Origin of the sequence: Paraburkholderia sp. J41, from assembly GCF_905220235.1 — a bacterium.
In the GTDB taxonomy this organism is placed as follows: domain Bacteria; phylum Pseudomonadota; class Gammaproteobacteria; order Burkholderiales; family Burkholderiaceae; genus Paraburkholderia.
The window spans coordinates 103799-122217 of record NZ_CAJMZE010000005.1; the positions used below are offsets into that span (position 1 = coordinate 103799).

General features: G+C 62.9%; 16 protein-coding genes. 7 read left to right on the plus strand and 9 right to left on the minus strand.

The window, feature by feature from the left end; translation table 11 throughout:
• Positions 1-111: 111 nt before the first annotated feature.
• The 4 genes from U5805_RS07015 to U5805_RS07030 form a co-directional block, all read right to left on the minus strand.
• Positions 112-933, minus strand: a complete 822-nt coding sequence (locus U5805_RS07015) for an alpha/beta hydrolase (protein ID WP_322102729.1) — start codon at positions 931-933, stop codon at positions 112-114.
• Positions 934-941: 8 nt separating this feature from the next.
• Positions 942-2576 (minus strand): benzoate-CoA ligase family protein, encoded by a 1635-nt coding sequence (locus U5805_RS07020; protein WP_415914548.1) that lies wholly within the window; start codon positions 2574-2576, stop codon positions 942-944.
• Positions 2577-2709: 133 nt separating this feature from the next.
• Positions 2710-4314, minus strand: a complete 1605-nt coding sequence (locus U5805_RS07025; protein WP_322102730.1) for a 3,4-dehydroadipyl-CoA semialdehyde dehydrogenase — start codon at positions 4312-4314, stop codon at positions 2710-2712.
• A gap of 126 nt (positions 4315-4440) precedes the next feature.
• On the minus strand, positions 4441-4911 hold the full coding sequence (locus U5805_RS07030; RefSeq protein ID WP_322102731.1) for a DUF4863 family protein: 471 nt from the start codon (positions 4909-4911) through the stop codon (positions 4441-4443).
• A 250-nt stretch (positions 4912-5161) separates the two neighbouring features.
• Here U5805_RS07030 and U5805_RS07035 point away from each other — a divergent pair, with 250 nt between their 5' ends.
• The 5 genes from U5805_RS07035 to U5805_RS07055 all read left to right on the plus strand — a co-directional run bounded on the left by U5805_RS07035 (position 5162) and on the right by U5805_RS07055 (position 12096).
• Positions 5162-6109: a helix-turn-helix transcriptional regulator gene (locus tag U5805_RS07035; protein ID WP_322102732.1), complete on the plus strand. Its 948-nt coding sequence runs from the start codon at positions 5162-5164 to the stop codon at positions 6107-6109.
• A gap of 127 nt (positions 6110-6236) precedes the next feature.
• Positions 6237-7952, plus strand: coding sequence for a 2,3-epoxybenzoyl-CoA dihydrolase (gene boxC, locus U5805_RS07040; RefSeq protein ID WP_322102733.1), 1716 nt, complete (start codon positions 6237-6239; stop codon positions 7950-7952).
• A 91-nt stretch (positions 7953-8043) separates the two neighbouring features.
• Entirely contained in the window at positions 8044-9471 is a 1428-nt protein-coding gene (gene boxB / locus U5805_RS07045) for a benzoyl-CoA 2,3-epoxidase subunit BoxB (RefSeq protein ID WP_322102734.1), read from the plus strand.
• 62 nt (positions 9472-9533) lie between these two features.
• Entirely contained in the window at positions 9534-10787 is a 1254-nt protein-coding gene (gene boxA / locus U5805_RS07050) for a benzoyl-CoA 2,3-epoxidase subunit BoxA (protein ID WP_322102735.1), read from the plus strand.
• A gap of 193 nt (positions 10788-10980) precedes the next feature.
• Entirely contained in the window at positions 10981-12096 is a 1116-nt protein-coding gene (locus U5805_RS07055) for an L-dopachrome tautomerase-related protein (RefSeq protein WP_322102736.1), read from the plus strand.
• Here U5805_RS07055 and U5805_RS07060 read toward each other — a convergent pair.
• Both U5805_RS07060 and U5805_RS07065 read right to left on the minus strand, forming a co-directional pair.
• A complete protein-coding gene (locus U5805_RS07060; protein WP_322102737.1) occupies positions 12093-13004 on the minus strand; it encodes a 2-dehydropantoate 2-reductase in 912 nt (303 codons plus the stop codon). The genes U5805_RS07055 and U5805_RS07060 overlap by 4 nt on opposite strands.
• A 28-nt stretch (positions 13005-13032) precedes the next feature.
• Positions 13033-13887, minus strand: coding sequence for an NADPH-dependent oxidoreductase (locus U5805_RS07065; RefSeq protein ID WP_322102738.1), 855 nt, complete (start codon positions 13885-13887; stop codon positions 13033-13035).
• Positions 13888-14130: 243 nt separating this feature from the next.
• Between U5805_RS07065 and U5805_RS07070 the strand changes: the two genes are divergently transcribed.
• Entirely contained in the window at positions 14131-14991 is an 861-nt protein-coding gene (locus tag U5805_RS07070) for an oxidoreductase (protein ID WP_322102739.1), read from the plus strand.
• A 48-nt stretch (positions 14992-15039) separates the two neighbouring features.
• Here the strand turns inward: U5805_RS07070 and U5805_RS07075 are convergent, their stop codons facing one another.
• Positions 15040-15684, minus strand: a complete 645-nt coding sequence (locus U5805_RS07075) for a hypothetical protein (protein ID WP_322102740.1) — start codon at positions 15682-15684, stop codon at positions 15040-15042.
• Positions 15685-15699: 15 nt separating this feature from the next.
• Entirely contained in the window at positions 15700-17094 is a 1395-nt protein-coding gene (locus U5805_RS07080) for a selenium-binding family protein (protein WP_322102741.1), read from the minus strand.
• A 248-nt stretch (positions 17095-17342) separates the two neighbouring features.
• On the opposite strand from U5805_RS07080, the gene U5805_RS07085 reads away from it, so the two are divergent.
• Positions 17343-17678 (plus strand): DUF4148 domain-containing protein, encoded by a 336-nt coding sequence (locus tag U5805_RS07085; RefSeq protein ID WP_322102742.1) that lies wholly within the window; start codon positions 17343-17345, stop codon positions 17676-17678.
• A gap of 121 nt (positions 17679-17799) precedes the next feature.
• Here the strand turns inward: U5805_RS07085 and U5805_RS07090 are convergent, their stop codons facing one another.
• Positions 17800-18351, minus strand: a complete 552-nt coding sequence (locus tag U5805_RS07090) for a helix-turn-helix domain-containing protein (RefSeq protein ID WP_322102743.1) — start codon at positions 18349-18351, stop codon at positions 17800-17802.
• Between the last annotated feature and the right edge of the window lie 68 nt (positions 18352-18419).

Consider the following 18419-nt stretch of genomic DNA (forward strand, 5'->3'; position numbering starts at 1 on the left):
TCGAATTACGATGCGAAATGCATCAATTCGCGCATGGCGAAGGACTGAGCGGGATGGAAGAGATTTTGCGCACGCGGGCGGTGCGCAATGAGCGGTGTTTTTTTAACTGGCTTAACCGGCGGACTGGCGCTGCGAAACTACGAACTGTTCGATGACGTTGTCGAGCAATTCGGGCGCGTCGCGATGAGGCGAGTGGCCGCCGCGATCGAGTGCGTTCACTTGCGCATGCGGAACGGCCGTGCCGATCGCCTCGACCTGCGCCATGGTGCCGTAGTGATCGTCGTGCGCCTGAACGGCCAGAAGCGGTGCGCGTATCGTGCGAAGCGCATCGACGATATTCCACGACCGGAACGCGGGCGCGAGCCAGATATCGTTCCAGCCGTAGAACGCGGAATCGACATCGTCGTGATAGCGCATCAGCTTGTCGCGCAACGAAGTCGTTTCGTATGCCACTTTCGCGGCGGCAATGCTTTCGACGGAGATGTCCTCGACGAATACATGAGGCGCAATGGCAATCGCGCCCGCGAGTGAGTCGGGAAAGGAGGCCGCATAAAGCAGCGTGATGGAAGCGCCGTCGCTATGGCCGACGAGCCACATGCGTGCGCGTTCGTCGCCGCCAACGCCCAGCACGTCCAGCAATGCCGGCAAGATGTCGCGCGCCTGGTGCGTCATGAAATCGACGGGCCATCTCTCGTGATGCGCGCGCGGCGTGGAGCGTCCATAGCCCGGCCGCGAATAGACGAGTCCACGCATGCCGAGCCGCTCGCATAGCGCGGCGGGCCAGTCTTTCCACATCGCAATCGAGCCGAGTCCTTCGTGCAGGAACACGGCAAGCGGCGCGTCTTTCGGCGCCGCGCCGATCCATCGGTATTCGATGCGCAATGCCTCGCGTGCCGAAGTGGCCGGAAGCAGGGCAAATTCGCTTTGAGTCATGGTGACGATCAAGGTTGAAGCTGCTGACGCAAACGGAAACGTTGAATTTTACCCGTTGCCGTTTTCGGCAGATCGTCCACGAAAAGAATATCGCGCGGATATTTGTGCGGTGCGAGCCGTGACTTCACGAACGCCTTCAATTCGTCGACAAGCGTTTCGGGCGGCACTTCTTGCGCTTCGCGTTTTAGCACGACGAACGCGCAGGTTTTGACGAGTCCGGCCTGATCCACGCCTATCACGGCCGCTTCGAGTACGGCTGCGTGCTGCATCAAAACCATTTCCACTTCGATCGGCGAAACATACTGACCGCTCACCTTGAGCATGTCGTCGCTGCGGCCCGCATAGAGATAGGCGCCGCTCGGCAAGCGCCGGTATTTATCGCCGCTTCGTACCCAGTCGCCCAGAAACGTTGCACGCGATTTCTCGCGATTGCTCCAATACATGACGGCCGCGCTCGGCCCGCGAATATAGAGGTCGCCGATCTCGCCGTCGGGCACGAGCTGGCCTGTTTCGTCGCGCAATTCGATTTCATAGCCCGGCACGGGGCGGCCCGTGGTGCCATATTCGACTTCGCCGGGGCGATTCGAGAGAAAGATGTGCAGCATTTCCGTCGAACCAATGCCGTCGAGTATTTCACTGCCGAAATGGTGGTTGAAGCGCTCGCCGATTTCACGCGGCAGCGCTTCTCCCGCCGACGTGCATACGCGCAATGCAACGTCGGCGCGCGCGGGCAAATTCGGCGACGCCATCATGCTTGCGTAAAGCGTGGGCACGCCGTAGAACACGGTCGGCTTATGTTGGACGAGACGCGCAAATATCGCCTCCGCCGTGGGACGTTCGGCCATCAGCACGGTCGTGGCGCCAACGGAAAGCGGGAACGTCAGTCCGTTGCCCAACCCGTAGGCAAAAAACAATTTAGCCGCTGAAAAAACGACGTCGCTTTCGCGAATGCCGAGTATGGGCTTCGCATAGGTTTCGACGGTCCAGTAAAGATTGGCGTGCGTATGCACCGTGCCTTTGGGTTTGCCCGTCGAGCCCGAGGAGTAAAGCCAGAACGCGATGTCGTCGCAACCGGTTGGCGCTGCGCGCAGTGCGGGTTCGGCGTTGGCGATCAGATCGGCAAGCACGCGCGTGTTTCGGCTGGGGGCATTCGCTTCGTTCGGAACGGGCTGTGAAACGATGAGTTCGCAATCTTCGCACGCGGCCTGATCGAGCGCCGCGCTCACCGTGTGCAACACTGCGCCAGAGGCGATCACGATGCGCGCGCGGCTATGCGTGAGCATGTAGAGATAGTCGTCGGCTTTGAGCAGCGTATTGACCACCACGGGCACGATGCCCGCGTAAAGTGCGCCGAGAAAGGCAATGGGCAATTCGACCGTGTCGAGCATCACGAGCAGGATGCGCTCTTCGGGGTGAACGCCCAAGGCGCGCAATGCGCTTGCGCAGCGCTTCGCCAAGGCTTCGAGTTCCGAATAGCTGACGGTGCCGTTATCGTCGATATACGCGGGTTTTTGGGCGCGTGCGGCATTCAGCGCGAAAAGATGGCTGGCGAAATTGAATTGCGCGGGCGGCGGTTCCGCGGCTTGAACAGGGAGCACCGCCGAAGCGGCGGCTTGTTCCAGCGACGCTGTTTGGGTTTCCACGATAATGTCTCCGTTGTGTCCTGCCTCGATCGCATGGCGCCGGCGCTGCGTGATGCGTGCCTCGTGCTGTTTTCCGCTTGCCGCTTGCCGCTCGTCGTCGAGTTTATGTTGAGTCGTGTTCGTGCTATGTCGATCAGGAATGCTGATTATCTTGTGGCGCTTGAAGTCCCGCATCGGCGAGCAGATCGAGCGCGGCGCTCGAACCTTGAATTGCCGCGCGCCGGTGGTAGAAGCCCAATGCGCGCACGCCGCCCAGTTCTTCGCCGCCGCCTGCGCGCCCGGGGCCGCCGTGCAGCGACATCGGCATGACGTTGCCATGTCCTGTCTGCGTTTGCCGCACGGCGGGCGAAAGCGCGTGTACGCGTCCATGCGTGTCGGCGAGTTCGAGCGCAACGCGAGCCAGATGCGTATCGGCATTCGCGTAGATCGAAGCAACGAGCGATCCCTGGCCGCGACGCGCGAGTTCTATCGCATGGGCTTCCGGCAGCGCGCCGTCGCGCACTGTGTACGGTGCGAGCGTGGCGACCGGACCGAATACCTCGACGTCGTGAAGCCGCCTGGCATTGTCAGGATTCCTCATGATGAGCAAATGCGGCGCGATGCAGGCAGCGACTTGGGGATCAACGTCTATGAGCGCCGCGGCGGAGCCGTCGAACGCGAGTTCCGCTTCCTCGCGCAGGGCCGCAATGCCTTCGCGCACGTGGTCGAGTTGCTCCCGGCTCACGAGCGAGCCCATGCGAACGCCGTCGTTGCGCGGATTGCCCACGCGCACGTTCGCGAGCTTCGCGGTGAGGGCGGCAACGGCCGCGTCGAGATACGCCTCGGGAACGAAAGCCCGCCGGATTGCCGTGCATTTTTGCCCGGATTTCACCGTCATTTCGCGCACGACTTCGCTCACGAACATCTCGAAGGCCTCAGTGCCCGGCGCGGCATCGGCGCATAGGATCGCACTGTTGAGACTGTCCGCTTCCACGTTGAGGCGTGCGCCCCGCTCGACGAACGCCGCGTGTTTGCGCAATGTGGCCGCCGTCTTTGCCGATCCCGTGAACGACACAACGTCGAACGGCGCGACCTGATCGAGCAAGCCCGCCGCGCTGCCGCAAACGATGGAAAGCGCGCCTTCGGGCAGAATGCCGGCCTCGACGACATCCGCGACCATTCGATGCGTGAGCCACGCCGTGGCGGTGGCGGGCTTGACGATCACCGGCACGCCGGAGAGCAGCGCGGGCGCGGCCTTTTCCCAGAGGCCCCACGAAGGAAAGTTGAACGCGTTGATAAAAAGCGCGACGCCGCGCGTGGGCACGAGCACGTGCTGCACGTTGAAGCTCCGGTCCTTGCTGAGCGAGGCGAGTTCGCCGTCACGCAGCGCGCGAGCGTCGCCGAGCGAAGCGCCCAGTTTGGCGTAATGCGAGAGCGTGAAAATGCCGCCGTCGATATCCACGGCCGAATCGTTGCGCGTGGTGCCGGAGTTCGCGAGCGCGATGTCGTAATAGCGGTCGCGGTTCGCCTGGAGCACCGTGACGATTTCTCCCAACCTGGCAGCGCGCTGCGCGTAGCTGAGCGCGCGCATTGCTGCGCCGCCCGTCGTGCGTGCGAAATCGAACGCCGCCGCGAGATCGAGGCCGCCGCTCGATACGCCGACAAGCGTTTCGCCCGTGACGGGATCGGTGAGCGCGGTGGCGGGGCCGCTGCCGGTGATCCAGCGGCCAGTAACGTAATTGGGAAGCAGGGAAGTCATGCGTGGGCCTCGTCGGCGATACGAAAAGCAAGTCAGGAAGCAAAATGCACCGGCAGTGGCGCGCGAGAGTGCAGGTTATGCATCGCGGCATAGTCAGTGCCGATTGCACCAGTCATGCAAAACAGTTCATGCCGCCTTGCTGAACTCGATTGCACCCTGCGGCAGCAGGTAAAGCACCAGTGCCTCGCCGTTCGCGACGGTCGGCCGGTGCGCAGTGCCTGGGCCATAGACGCACCATCCCGCGGACCTTCCGTCGAACGTCGCGCCGGCCGTGACCGGCATGATCAGGTCGATTTCACCATTCGGATGGACGTGATGAGGACCGGCAATATCTTTCATGTTCACGACGTCGACGGAAAAGCCATGTGTCGCGGGCAGTGCCTTGAAGATGCGGCCGTAGCGCAGGCCGCCGGCCTCGCGGTTGCAGAGCCAACCGTCGGTCACGCCGGCGCGGCAGGCTTCGGCAAGTGCTTCGAAAGTGGGACTGCCATCCGGCCAGGTGGCGTTGAGCCATGCGTCCAGTGCATCATCGAGCGGTCGATCGGCGATTTGCGCGGTCACGCCTGCAATCAGGCGCTCGAAGTCTTGAGGCGACATGCGTGTCTCCGGTCGATCCGTCGCCGGCGTTCGGCGCGGTGTTCAGTCAGGCAAGCTGAGATCGCGCAGGCATGAATCAAACTGCCTGTGCGGTTGTGGGGCGCCGCCAACTGCCGCCCATCGCGATCGCTGCGGCGGCGTGAACAAATTGATATTTGTCGTGGACTGCGCTTTTGGCCGAAAATTAGCCGTTCGGAAAGTGCATGTCAAGCACTATAGTACATAAAATCGCGATGAGAGGTCTTGAAAGATGAAGCAAACTTACGTTGCCGAGCCGCCCGTCGATGCTGACGACGAAGCCGCACGCGGCGAGCGAGCAGAACGCGATCCTTTTCTGACTGCAATGGGCGAGCGCGTGCGATTGCTGCGGGCGCGGCGCGGCATGACGCGCAAGGCGCTGGCGGCGGAAACCGGACTTTCTGAGCGGCATCTGGCGAATCTCGAATCCGGCGTGGGCAATGCGTCGGTGCTCGTGCTGCGCCAGATCGCGGCCACGCTGAACTGCTCGCTTGCCGAGGTGATCGGCGACGTGACGACCTCGTCGGCCGACTGGCTGTTGATTCGCGAACTCCTGCAAGGGCGCGATCCCGCAACCTTGCAGCGCGCGCGCGTCGCGCTTTCGGAGATGTTTTCGCAAGCGCCCGCCGACCCGCATCGCAACGACCGCATCGCGCTGGTCGGCCTGCGCGGCGCGGGCAAATCCACGCTCGGCCGCATGCTCGCGCAGGAGCGGAAAGTGCCGTTCGTGGAGCTGACCCGCGTGATCGAGCAACTGGCCGGTTGCCCGCCATCGGAAATTCATTCGCTTTACGGCGCGAGCGCCTACCGCCGCTACGAGCAGCGCGCGTTGGAAGCGGTGATCGCCGAGCATCCGCGCGCCGTGATCGCCTCGCCCGGCGGCCTCGTTTCCGAACCGGCCACCTTCAACGCGTTGCTCGCGCACTGCTTCACGGTCTGGCTCCAGGCGACGCCGGAGGAGCACATGCGCCGAGTCGTGGCGCAGGGGGATTTGCGGCCGATGTCCGGGAACAGCGAGGCGATGGACGACCTCAAGCGCATTCTGGCCGGTCGCGCCGAGTTGTATGGGCGCGCCGACATGACGTTCGACACGAGCGAAAGAACGCTCGCCGACACCTATCTGCAATTGCGCGACCGTCTGGCGGCCCGGCTGGGCGCGGAAGCGCCGCGTATCGACTGAAGTACCGCAACAGCGTTTTACTGCATCTACGTTTACCCGCGACCGGAAGTAAAATGCATTAAAGTGCTTTACATGAGTTTGATGTTGCACTATCGTTCATTTAACGAATGCACATCAGGAGACGCTCATGGCCGCAGATACCGTCGCCCCTCAACGGGTCGTCCCTCAACAGGCCGTCCCTCAACAGGCCGTTGCCCAACGGGTCGATTACCGCACCGATCCCTCGCAATACCGGCACTGGAAACTCACGTTCGACGGCGCCGTTGCGACGCTGGGCATCGACATTGCCGAGGACGGCGGCATCCGCGACGGCTATAAGCTGAAGCTCAATTCCTACGATCTGGGTGTCGATATCGAACTGCACGACGCCGTCCAGCGCATCCGTTTCGAACACCCGGAAGTGCGCACGGTCGTGCTGACGAGCCTCAAGGAACGCGTGTTCTGCTCAGGCGCCAATATTTTCATGCTCGGACTTTCCACGCACGCGTGGAAGGTCAACTTCTGCAAGTTCACCAACGAAACGCGTAACGGCCTCGAGGACTCGTCGCGCCATTCGGGCCTGAAATTTATTGCAGCCGTGAACGGTGCATGTGCGGGTGGCGGATATGAACTGGCACTCGCCTGCGATGAAATCATGCTGGTGGACGACCGATCTTCGTCGGTGGCGCTGCCCGAAGTGCCGCTGCTTGGCGTGCTGCCCGGCACCGGCGGTCTGACTCGCCTGACCGACAAGCGCAAGGTGCGCCACGATCGCGCCGACATTTTCTGCACCGTGGTGGAAGGCATTCGCGGCGAGCGCGCCAAGGCATGGCGTCTTGTCGATCACGTGGTGAAGCCGAATCAGTTCGGCCAGGCCGTACAGGCACGCGCGCTCGAACTGGCGCAGACAAGCGATCGTCCCGCCGACGCGAAAGGCATCGCGCTCCCGCGCCTGGAGCGCGTCGAACACGACAACGGCCTGAGCTACGCGAACGTCGATGTCACCATTGACCGCATCAAGCGCATTGCGACCATCACGGCGAAAGCCCCCGCGACGGCGCCGGCATCCGATATCGAATCCATCCTTGATGCGGGCGCTTCGTGGTGGCCGCTGCAATTCGCGCGCGAACTCGACGACGCAATTCTTTGCCTGCGCACGAACGAACTCGACATCGGCACCTGGGTTCTCAAGACCGAAGGCGACGCGCGAAACGTGCTTGCCGCCGACGCCGCACTTCTCGCGCACCGCGGTCACTGGTTCGTGCGCGAGACGATCGGCATGCTGCGCCGCACGCTTGCGCGCATCGACGTTTCGTCGCGTTCGCTGTTCGCGCTGATCGAGCCGGGTTCGTGTTTCGCGGGCACGTTCGCCGAATTCGCTTTCGCCGCGGACCGCGCCTATATCGCCGCGCTGCCGGCGAACGAGGACGAGGAACCGGCCATCACGCTTTCCGAGGCGAACTTCGGCCTCTATCCGATGGTGAGCCGCCAGTCGCGGCTTGAGCGAAGATTCTATGAGGAATCCGAACCGTTGGAGGCCGTGCGCGAGAAAATCGGTCAACCGGTGAAGGCGGTCGAAGCGGAGCGCCTTGGTCTCGTGACGGCATCGCCCGACGATATTGATTGGCCCGACGAAATCCGCCTTGCGCTCGAAGAACGCGCGGCCATGTCGCCCGATGCGCTTACGGGGCTCGAAGCGAATCTGCGTTTCAACGGTCCCGAGACGATGGAGACGCGCATTTTCGGCCGGCTCTCCGCGTGGCAGAACTGGATCTTCAACCGCCCCAACGCCGTGGGCGAAAAGGGCGCGCTCAAGGTGTACGGCAAGGGCAGCAAGGCGCAGTTCGACGTCGCGCGCGTTTGATTCATATCGCGCGCGCCACGCATACGTCCCATCGAATTTCATCGACACGCCGCCTTCGACGCGGCGCTGGAACCTGCCGCAAGGAACCGAAATGTCCACTATCAATTACAGCGAAAAGATTCCCAACAACGTCAATCTCGCCGACGATCGCACGCTGCAACGCGCGCTCGAACAATGGCAGCCCAACTTTCTCTCGTGGTGGGGCGATATGGGACCGGACGGCTCGCACGGCTACGACGTGTATCTGCGCACGGCCGTGAGCGTGGACGCGGGCGGTTGGGCGCACTTCGATCACGTGAAGATGCCGGATTACCGCTGGGGCATTTTTCTCACGCCGGGCGAAGCGGATCGCAAGATTCATTTCGGCGCTCACAAGGGCGAAGCGGCGTGGCAGGACGTGCCCGGCGAGCATCGCGCGAACCTGCGCCGCATCATCGTCACGCAAGGCGACACGGAGCCCGCTTCGGTCGAGCAGCAGCGGCATCTCGGGCTTACCGCGCCTTCGATGTACGACTTGCGCAACCTCTTCCAGGTGAACGTGGAAGAAGGCCGCCACCTGTGGGCCATGGTGTACTTGCTGCATCGCTACTTCGGCCGCGATGGTCGTGAGGAGGCCGAAGCATTGCTCGAACGACGCTCGGGCGACGACGACAATCCCCGTATTCTCGGCGCATTCAACGAGAGAACGCCGGACTGGCTCGCCTTTTTCATGTTCACCTATTTCACCGATCGCGACGGCAAATTCCAGCTTTCCGCGCTTTCGGAATCGGGCTTCGACCCGCTCGCGCGCACCACGAAATTCATGCTGACTGAAGAGGCGCATCATATGTTCGTCGGCGAATCGGGCATATCGCGCGTCGTGCAACGTACCGCACAGGCCATGAACGAACTCAGGACCGACGACGTGAACAAGCTGCGCGCCGCGGGCGTGATCGACCTCGAAACGGTTCAGCGCTACCTCAATTTCCATTACTCGGTGACGATCGACCTTTTCGGCGCCGACCACTCGTCGAACGCGGCCACGTTCTATAGCGCCGGACTCAAGGGCCGCTACGAGGAGACGAAGCGCGACGACGATCATCAACTCGAAGGCCGGCAATATCGCCTGCTCGACGTGCAGGACGGCAAGCTGGTCGAGCGCGAAGTGCCCATGCTCAACGCAATGAACGAAGTGCTGCGCGACGACTACATCAAGGATTCGGTTGCGGGCGTGAACCGCTGGAACAAGGTGCTCGAAAAGGCGGGCATCGACTTTCGCCTGAGCGTGCCGCATAAGGCGTTCAATCGGCAGATCGGCACGTTCGCGGGTGTGCGCGTGTCGCCGGACGGCCGCGTGCTGGGCGAAAGCGAATGGGCCGCGAACGAGGCGAAATGGCTGCCCACGCCGGAAGATCGCGCATACGTTGCTTCGCTGATGGGGCGCGTGATCGAACCGGGCAAGTTCGCCAACTGGATCGCGCCGCCGGCCATGGGCATCAATCGGCAGCCGGTGGATTTTGAATATGTTCGCTTTAACTGAAATATTGCGGTGGCGTTAAGGCGAGTGAGTCGAGGCAATGGCGACCGCAGCGGAGACATAGCATGAACGGTCCGGTTCCCGTGGAAATTCTCAGGCAACACCTGATCGACCCTGAAATCTGCATACGCTGCAATACGTGCGAGGAAACGTGTCCGATCGACGCAATCACGCACGACAGCAATAACTATGTGGTGAAGGCCGATATTTGCAACGGCTGCATGGCGTGCGTGCCGCCATGCCCGACGGGCGCGATCGACAACTGGCGCAACGTGCTCAAGGCCGATGCGTACAGCGTCGACGAACAGTTGACGTGGGATGAATTGCCGGCGCAAAGCGCCTCCGTCAATGCGCCGGGGGAAGCGCTGACTGCGGAAAACGCCGCATCCGAAGCGACTGCGGGAGCGGCGGAATCCGCCGTTGCGGGCTCCGATCTCGTGCGCGGTTCGACAGTGCCGCCGTGGTCGGCGGCGCGCCCTTATGTGAATCTCTACACGCACAAGGCGCCCACCACCGCCACCGTGGTCGGCAACTATCGGCTCACGGACGACGCAACGCAGAGCGATATCCATCACATTGTGCTCGATTTCGGCGCGACACCGTTCCCTGTGCTCGAGGGTCAGTCGATCGGCATTTTGCCGCCGGGATCGACGGCGGCAGGCCGGGCGCACCCTGCGCGCCAGTATTCGATCGCGAGTCCGCGCGACGGCGAACGGCCCGGTTATAACAACGTTTCGCTCACTGTGAAGCGCGTGACGCGTGACCACGGCGGCAACGCCACCGACGGCGTGTGCTCGAACTATCTGTGCGATTTAAAAAAGGGCGACACGGTGAGCGTGCTCGGCCCGTTCGGCAATACGTTTCTGATGCCGAACCATCCGAACTCGCATTTGCTGATGATCTGCACGGGCACCGGTTCGGCGCCGATGCGGGCGATGACCGAATACCGGCGGCGCCGCAGGCTCAAGGGCGCGACGGGAAAGCTCATGCTGTTCTTTGGCGCGCGCACGCAGCAGGAGTTGCCGTACTTCGGACCCCTGATGAATTTGCCGAAGGATTTCATCGACACGAATCTGGCGTTTTCACGCACGCCTGGGCAGCCGAAACGCTATGTGCAAGACGTGCTGCGCGAACGCGCCGTGGATGTCGCGCAACTGCTCAAGGACGGCAACACGCATATCTACGTGTGCGGCTTGAAGGGCATGGAGGACGGCGTGTTACAGAGCTTGCAGCAAATTGCGGAAACGCACGGCATGGCGTGGGAGGCGTTATGGGAGCGCCTCAAACGTGAAGGGCGCCTGCACCTGGAAACTTACTAGTGCCATATCGTTAGATAACGTGGAAAGCCCGGCGAAAAGTCTGGGCACGACATTCGCTCCGCATGCAGCCGGTCTGGGCTCTACACTAATAAAGAGCCGTTCCCGAGGAGAGAGCATGCGAGTCGATCCCTTCCGCCTCCGCGCACGCCGACGCGTCATCGCGTCGCTCGGAGCTGTCGCGTGCGGTGCCGTCGTGCGGCCTTCCATGCTGCTGGCCGCCACGTCTCACGCTGCCAACGCGGCGCCGAAACTCGAAACAGTGGCCACCTTCGGTGACGATTTCAGGCTGGTCGGCATCGGCGTGACGCGCACGGGCCGGGTGTTCGCAACGGCGCCTTCCTCGGCGAAACGCTCGCGCTACAGCCTCGTGGAAGTGGACACGCGCACGGGCAACCTCACGCCGTTTCCCGATTCCGCCTGGAACGATTACCGGCCGCAGTTGCCGGGAGAGCGGCAGTGGATTTCCGTGCAGGCGTTATGGGTGGACGAGCGCGACCGGTTGTGGGTGCTGGATTCTTCGTTGCCTTCCGTCGATCAAGGCAAACAGCCGCCCAAACTCGTTCAGTTCGACATCGACAAGCGCGAAGTCGTGCGGGTCTACACGTTCGAGCACAGCGTCACGCCGAAGGATTCGATCAACGATGTGCGCATCGATCTCACGCATGGTTACGCGTTTATCAGCAATGCGGGCAATCAAGGCGGCATTGTCGTGGTGCAGTTGAGCAACGGGCAGTCGCGGCTCGTGCTGGCGGGCGATAGATCGAGCGTTTCCGATCCCAGGGAGCATCTGATGTTCGGCGAGCGCATCGCGCGAAAACCGGACGGCAGCGTGCTCGTGCTGCAAACGGACGGCATTGCGATTTCGCCGCACCGCAACTGGGTGTATTACCGGCCGCTCACCGATCATCACTATTGGCGCGTGCCGGTTGCGGCGCTGATCGACGAAACGCTTTCGCCCGCGGCGCTTGCGCAGCGCGTGCAGGATTTGGGCGAACACGCGCTCACGGGCGGGCTGCTGATGGGCGCGGACGGCACGCTGTATGGCGGCGATCTGGAAAAGCGCACGGTGGTGGCGTTCAAGGTGGTGCAACGCAACGGCAAACCGGCGCTCGAACAACGCACGCTGGTCAACGAACCCGAGCGCGTGTCATGGGCCGATGGATTCGCACTCCAAAACAATTATCTCTACTTCGCCGATTCGCATTTGCACGAACTCAATAATTTCTCGAACGGCTATCCGCGCAAGGGGCGCTTCACGATCTTCCGTGTGAAGCTGCCCCCGCAACCGTCCGGCTTGTTCGCGGGCTAGATTGTGCCGTGCGCTTTGTCTTCCACAAGGCGCACAAGGGTTTGCAGCAAACGGTTCGCCGGCGTGCGCACGCCGAGCGCCGTCCCGCGCGCCACGACATAACCGTTGAGATGGGCGATCTCGCTGCGCTTGCCGCGTGCGAGATCCTGTGCCGTCGACGAATACTGTCCCGGCATGGTCTTCGCAATGCGTTCGATGGCGCCTTCGATCTCGGGCGGCAGCGCCACGCCGTCGGCTCGCGCCACGGCCACGCACTCGTCGAACACGTCCTGCATCACCGCGTTGACGCCCGCGCCTTGAACGAGCCGGCCATAGGGCAGTTGCGTGATCGCCGAAAGCGCGTTGTACGCGCAGTTGACGATGAGCTTGGCCCACAGCGCGCCACGCACGTTCGGAGAAATGTCCGTGGGCACGCCCGCTTCGATGAGTGCGCGCGCCACGCTTGCGCTCGCGCTCGAAGGCTCGATCACGAGTTCGCCGCGTCCGTGATGGCGCACATGGCCCGGCCCGGCCATTTCCGTCGCCACGTACACCACGGCGGCGGCCACCTCGTTCGCGATCACGCCGCGCAGGCGGTCCGCGTTATCGACGCCGTTTTGCAGCGTGAGCACGAGCGTTTGCGCGCCGAGATACGGCTTGATCGACTCGCCCGCGCTCTCGGTGTCGGTGGACTTCACGCAGAACAGCACGAGTTGCGCGCCGGCCACGGCCGCGGCTTCCGTACTTGCGGTGAGACGGGGCGCGCCGATACGTTCGTCGAATTGTTGCGCCTCGAGGCGCAGACCTTCGCGCGCGATCGCTTCCACGTGCTGCGCACGGCCGATCAGCACGACCTCGTGTCCCGCGCGCGCGAGCATGCCGCCGTAAAAACAGCCCACCGCGCCCGCGCCCATCACGGCAACTTTCATTTGCATCTCCTCATAGCGTTTGCGCCCTTCAGCGCAATTCGAAGCCCAGTGCGTTGAGCGCGGCGCGCAGACGATCGCGGCCGTGCAGCGATTCGCGGCTGCGCCAGCGCGCGAGCGAACGCGAGGTCCAGCCCGCCGCGGTTTGCCCCTGGCTCGTCTGGAACGCGCGCGTTACTTCGTCGTACTGATTGATGGACGCTTCTTGCGAAGGCGCGTTGTATTGTTCGCGATGCAGCACGACCGGTTGCGGCAGACGCGGCTTCACTTGCGCGGGGCGCGTTTCGTCGGGGTAGCCCACGCACATGCCGAACACCGGCATCACGCGCGGCGGCAGTCCGAGTTCGGCGGCCACCTGCTCCGGGTGATTGCGGATCGCGCCGATGTACACCGCGCTCATGCCGAGCGATTCGAGCGCCACCACGGCATTTTGCGCGGCCAGGGCGGCGTCGATCATGCCGACGATGAACGTCTCCAGATAATGCAGTCCTTCGATGCCCGTGGCGTTGCGTTCGCCGGCCGCTTCGAGGCGCGCGAGATCGGCGAGCCAGACGAGAAAGATAGGCGCCTCGCGCACTTGCGACTGATTCGCCGCGAGCGCGGAAAGACGCGCCTTGCGCTCGGGGTCTTCGACCGCCACCACGCTCCATGTCTGAAGATTCGACGATGTCGACGCCGACTGCGCCGCGGCAATCAGCGTTTCGAGCGTGCCCGCGGGCAGCGCACGGTCGGCGTAATTGCGCACCGAGCGATGCGCGAGCAACGTGTCCAGCGTGGCGTTCCAGGCGGGCAGCGGCGCATTCCACGGCATGCCGTAGCGGGCTTCGAGCGCGCGCAGCGCTGCGGCGGTGACGGTGGTGGTTTCGTGCTCGGTAGCGGTGGACATCGGGGTTCTTCTCCGGCGAATGATCGTTTTATCAATGTGAACAATGCGAATGAACAGTGCGCGTGTGGCGTCAAGCGCCGTATGGTACATGGGACACGCCGCTCGCGCTGGCCCTGGAGCAGGAATTGCGCGTGGCCGCTATCATGATCGCGTGCGCCGCGTTGCCATCTCCGGCGCCTTCCACTTGCCTTTCGATTTTCGCTTTCGGCAGCCACGTCTGCCATTTTTACGCGAGGCTATTCCATGTCTGTCGATTCAAACAACGCATCGCCGGTGTGGTTCATCACCGGCTGTTCGACCGGCTTCGGCCGGGAACTGGCGCTCGCCGTGCTCGCGCGCGGCTGGCGTTGCGTCGCGACCGCGCGCAACAAGTCGACGCTCGACGATCTCGCCCCCGAGGCCGGCGACCGCTTGCTGCGCGTTTCGCTGGACGTGACCGATTCGGCGCAGATCGCGGCGGCGGTGGATGCCGCGCAAAAGCAGTTCGGCGCAATCGACGTGCTCGTCAACAACGCCGGCTACGGTTATCAAAGCTCGATCGAAGAGGGCGAGGAGGAAAAGATTCGCGCGCAGTTCGACGCGAACGTGTTCGGCCTCTTCGCCATGACGCGGGCCGTGCTGCCCGGCATGCGCGCGCGCCGCAAGGGGCATGTGATCAATATCACGTCGGTGGCGGGGCTGGTCGGCTTTCCGGGGTCCGGGTATTACGCGGCCACGAAGCACGCGGTGGAGGGTTTCTCCGACGCTTTGCAAATCGAGGTCGAGCCGCTCGGCATCGACGTGACCTGTGTTGAGCCGGGACCGTTCCGCACCGATTGGGCGGGCCGCTCGCTCGTGCAAACGCCCAGCCATATCGACGATTACGCGGAAACGGTGACGGCGCGTATGCAGCGCACTTCCGAAAATAGCGGCAAGCAGGCCGGCGATCCCAAGCGCGCCGCGCTCGCGATGATCCGCATCACGGAAGTCGAAAAGCCGCCGCGTCATCTCGTGCTGGGCGCGTTTGGCGTCGACGCGGTGGCGCAGCGTTTGCGCGCGGCGCTCGCCGATATTGATACGTGGCGCGATACGAGCATCGGTGCCGATTTTCCGGCGCAAGCCTGAGTCACGAACCGCGAGCGAATCACGAACCGCGCGTGAATGGTGCGTGATTCAAGCGGTCGCGATCATCAACGTGCCGGTGGCCACCAGCGCGCCGCGCCAAAGCCAGTCGAAGTTGATCCAGCCGCGCCTCAATACGCCGAGCCCGAGATACTCGTAAGCGAGCAACGCGATCGCGGCCGTGGTGGCGAGCGTCGTGAGCGTGTGCAGCGCGGTGAAGGCGAGCGATACGGCGAACGTATCGCTCGCGCCGCGCAAACTGCCGAAGCCGCCGCCGCAAAGCGGCAACATGGCGGGCATCAACATGAGCCCCGCGCCGTGCATCGTGGCCATCAACGCGGACCACGCGGCCAGCCCGGCGAAGCCCACCGTCATGCCCACGCGCACCCGGTGACGGTGCCCATACGCATGCTGCCACGCCGCCCAGCCGATCAACAATGCGCCCAGGCTCCAGTGCAGCGCCGCGCCGGGCACATACGCGCCAATCGCGGCGGCGAAACTCGTGAACAGCAATATGGACGCCGCATGCCCGAGCGCGATGGGCGGCAGCGCGAGCAGCAACGCGCGGCGGCTGCCGCGCTGCAAGCCGAGCGCGGTGGCGAAAAGCCAGCCCATGGCCGGATTCACGCCATGAAAAATGCCGCTTCCCGCCACCGCCGCCCACGCGGTCCAGTTCGCGCCGAAGAGTGCGTTCATGCGACGCTCCGGGCTTTAAGGGTAACAGTACGAATCCGATGAACAGTCGCCGCCTTCGAGCCGTATTTGATGAGGCCGATGCGACTTCGGCCAGTCGATAAAAAAGCGTTCGTCGAATGCCAGTCCGCCGTTTTCGCCGGCATCGAGTTTCACCATCCAGCCGTCGATACCTTGCGGATAGAACTGCTCGTCGATCGCGCCATAGAGCGAGTTGGTGAAATAGACGCGGCGGCCGTCGCGGCTCACTTCCACCATTTGCGGGCCGCCGTTCAACGCGCGTTCGGGCGCGAACGGATGCGCGGCGCGCGCCGCGATGCCGCCCACGCGCACGCAACCGGCCAGGCGGGGATGTTCGGGGTCCGAAACATCGTATTGGCGCAAATCGCCCGTGCCCCAACACGCTACGTAGAGAAAGCGGTCGTCGAGCGAAAGCGCGATGTCGGTGACGAGCGGCGGCACGGCGGCGAAGCCCTTGAGCATTGGCGGAAGATGCTCGGGATCGGCAGGCTCGGCCGGAATTTCGATGATCTTGCGCGCCGCCCATTGGTCGCCGTCCAGATACCACTGCCAGATCGACGCGGAAAGATCTTTCAGGCTGATGACCGAATTCACGAAGCCATAGGGGCGAGTGGGATTGTGCGCCGGCCGCAATTCGAATACGAGCTGATTCTCCGCGCCGAAATCGAGCACTTGCTTATGCCGGCGCGTATGCAAGTCCCAGAAGTGCAGGCGATGCCCATATTGGCCGCCGAATAGCACGTCAGGCACGAGTCCGTTCTCGAACGTCGGCGGCAAACCCCACTCGCTCGTCACGAGCGTGTCATAGCCGAGATGCCACCAGCCGTCATAAGCGAGTTGTTGCGGGCCGCGTTCGATTTCCCATTGGCCGAGTATGTCGAAACTCTCGTGATCCATCAGGAAGATGCCGCCCGGCGCTTCGCCCTGCGCGTTGCCGAGTGCGGTCACGTAAATGCCATCCGGCCCGCAATGCACCGTATGTGGGCGCGTATAACCGGCGCGCTGCGCGACGGCTTCGGGTTCATGCACGCGCACGATTCGAGGGCGCCGCGCATCGGGTTTCGTGTCGACGATATGAATGCGCGACGAGCGCAAGCCGGGCACGACGAGATAACGCCGCTCCGTATGCGCGTGCGGCGCATTGGGGCACAGATGCGAGCTGCATGCGTTCCAGCCGAAATGATGAAGCTCGTCGCCGATATTGGGCATGGGCAAACGATGGACGATGCGCCCGAATTCGGCCGAACGCGGGTCCAGATCCACCACGTCGAGCGAATCGGGCACCGTGCGCGTGGGATCGAAACTCGCCACGTACGCCAGCGTTTCGGGCGGTGCGTCGCCGGCCATGCGCGCGGAAGGATAAAAGGTCGGATCGGGCTTCCAGGTCGCCATCGTTGTCCCCTCTTTATGAGTCCGAGTAGTCGGAATCGCTATCATGCTCCAAAGCGAAACAATGCGTTGCGGACTTGCGCTATATCTCCGATAGTTAAAAGCTTATACGTCGGCGTGATTATCCGTTTTGCGAAAACAGTGAATTCGCGATCTGGACATTTATCTGCTGGCGCTGCCTTCCTAAACTTGTCATCAACGGAGCAGGAAAAAACGCTGCACCGAATCAATCAAGTTATTGGAGGTAAATCATGAAGTCGCTCATCAAGGCTGTTGCCGTCGCCGCCGTGTTTGCCGTCCCCGCATTGTCGTTCGCCCAGGCGCAAGGCTCCAATGGCCCCGTGTCGCGCGCTCAGGTGCGCGCCGAACTTTCGCAACTCGAAGCAGCGGGCTATCATCCGTCCGCGAACAACGTCTATTACCCGGAAGACATCCAGAAGGCCGAAGCGCGCGTGAATGCGCAGAACGGCGTGGCTGCCGCGCAAACCAGCGGCTATGGTCCTTCGACGAGCGGCTCGTCGCAAAGCGGCTTCCGTTCGGACGGCGCGGTGAGCAGCTATTCGCCGCCGGTTTATAACGCGCACTAAGCCCCGAATCAAAACCGCATCAAGCCCGTATTAGATCGCGTTAGTACCAGACGAAAAAGCCCGCGTTAAAGACGCGGGCTTTTTTGTTGCTGCGCGAGCAATAAGGTTTTGCGTGAATCGTTTATCCGCTTTTACGCTCGTCGACCCATTGGCGCGTGGCTTCGAGTATTTCATCCGACAACGCGGGGTCGTCGAACAGGCGCGCGAGCACCACCGCACCCACCATGGCCGACCAGCCGCCAATGGCCGCGCGCCGCGCCGCCTTGGCATCGTTACCTTTCATTCCCGCGCAGAACCGTTCGATCTGGCGCTCCAACCCCGCTGCCATTGCCGCGCGCGCTTCCGGCGTTTGCCGCGCCGTTTCGGCGGCGAGCGCAGCGGTAGGGCAACCGAGCGCCACGTTGTCGCAATGTTGGCGCGATAGATAACTCGCCGCATACCGCGAGAGATTGATCGCGCTGTCGTCGCCTTGCGAATAAACGTGATCGAGCGTGTGCGCGATCAATTCATCCTTCGATTTGAAATAGCCGTAAAAACCGCCGTGCGTGAGACCGGCCGCGCTCATCACATCGGCAACGGTCACCGCGTCATAACCGCGCTCGCGAAACAGCCGGCTCGCCGCTTCGAGAATCTTCTGGCGATTGATCGCCACCTGCTCGCGACTGACCCTCATTGTTTTCTCCGAGATCGTGCAACCGAATGCTTGACATTATACATGACGATCATCATCATTCCATTTAC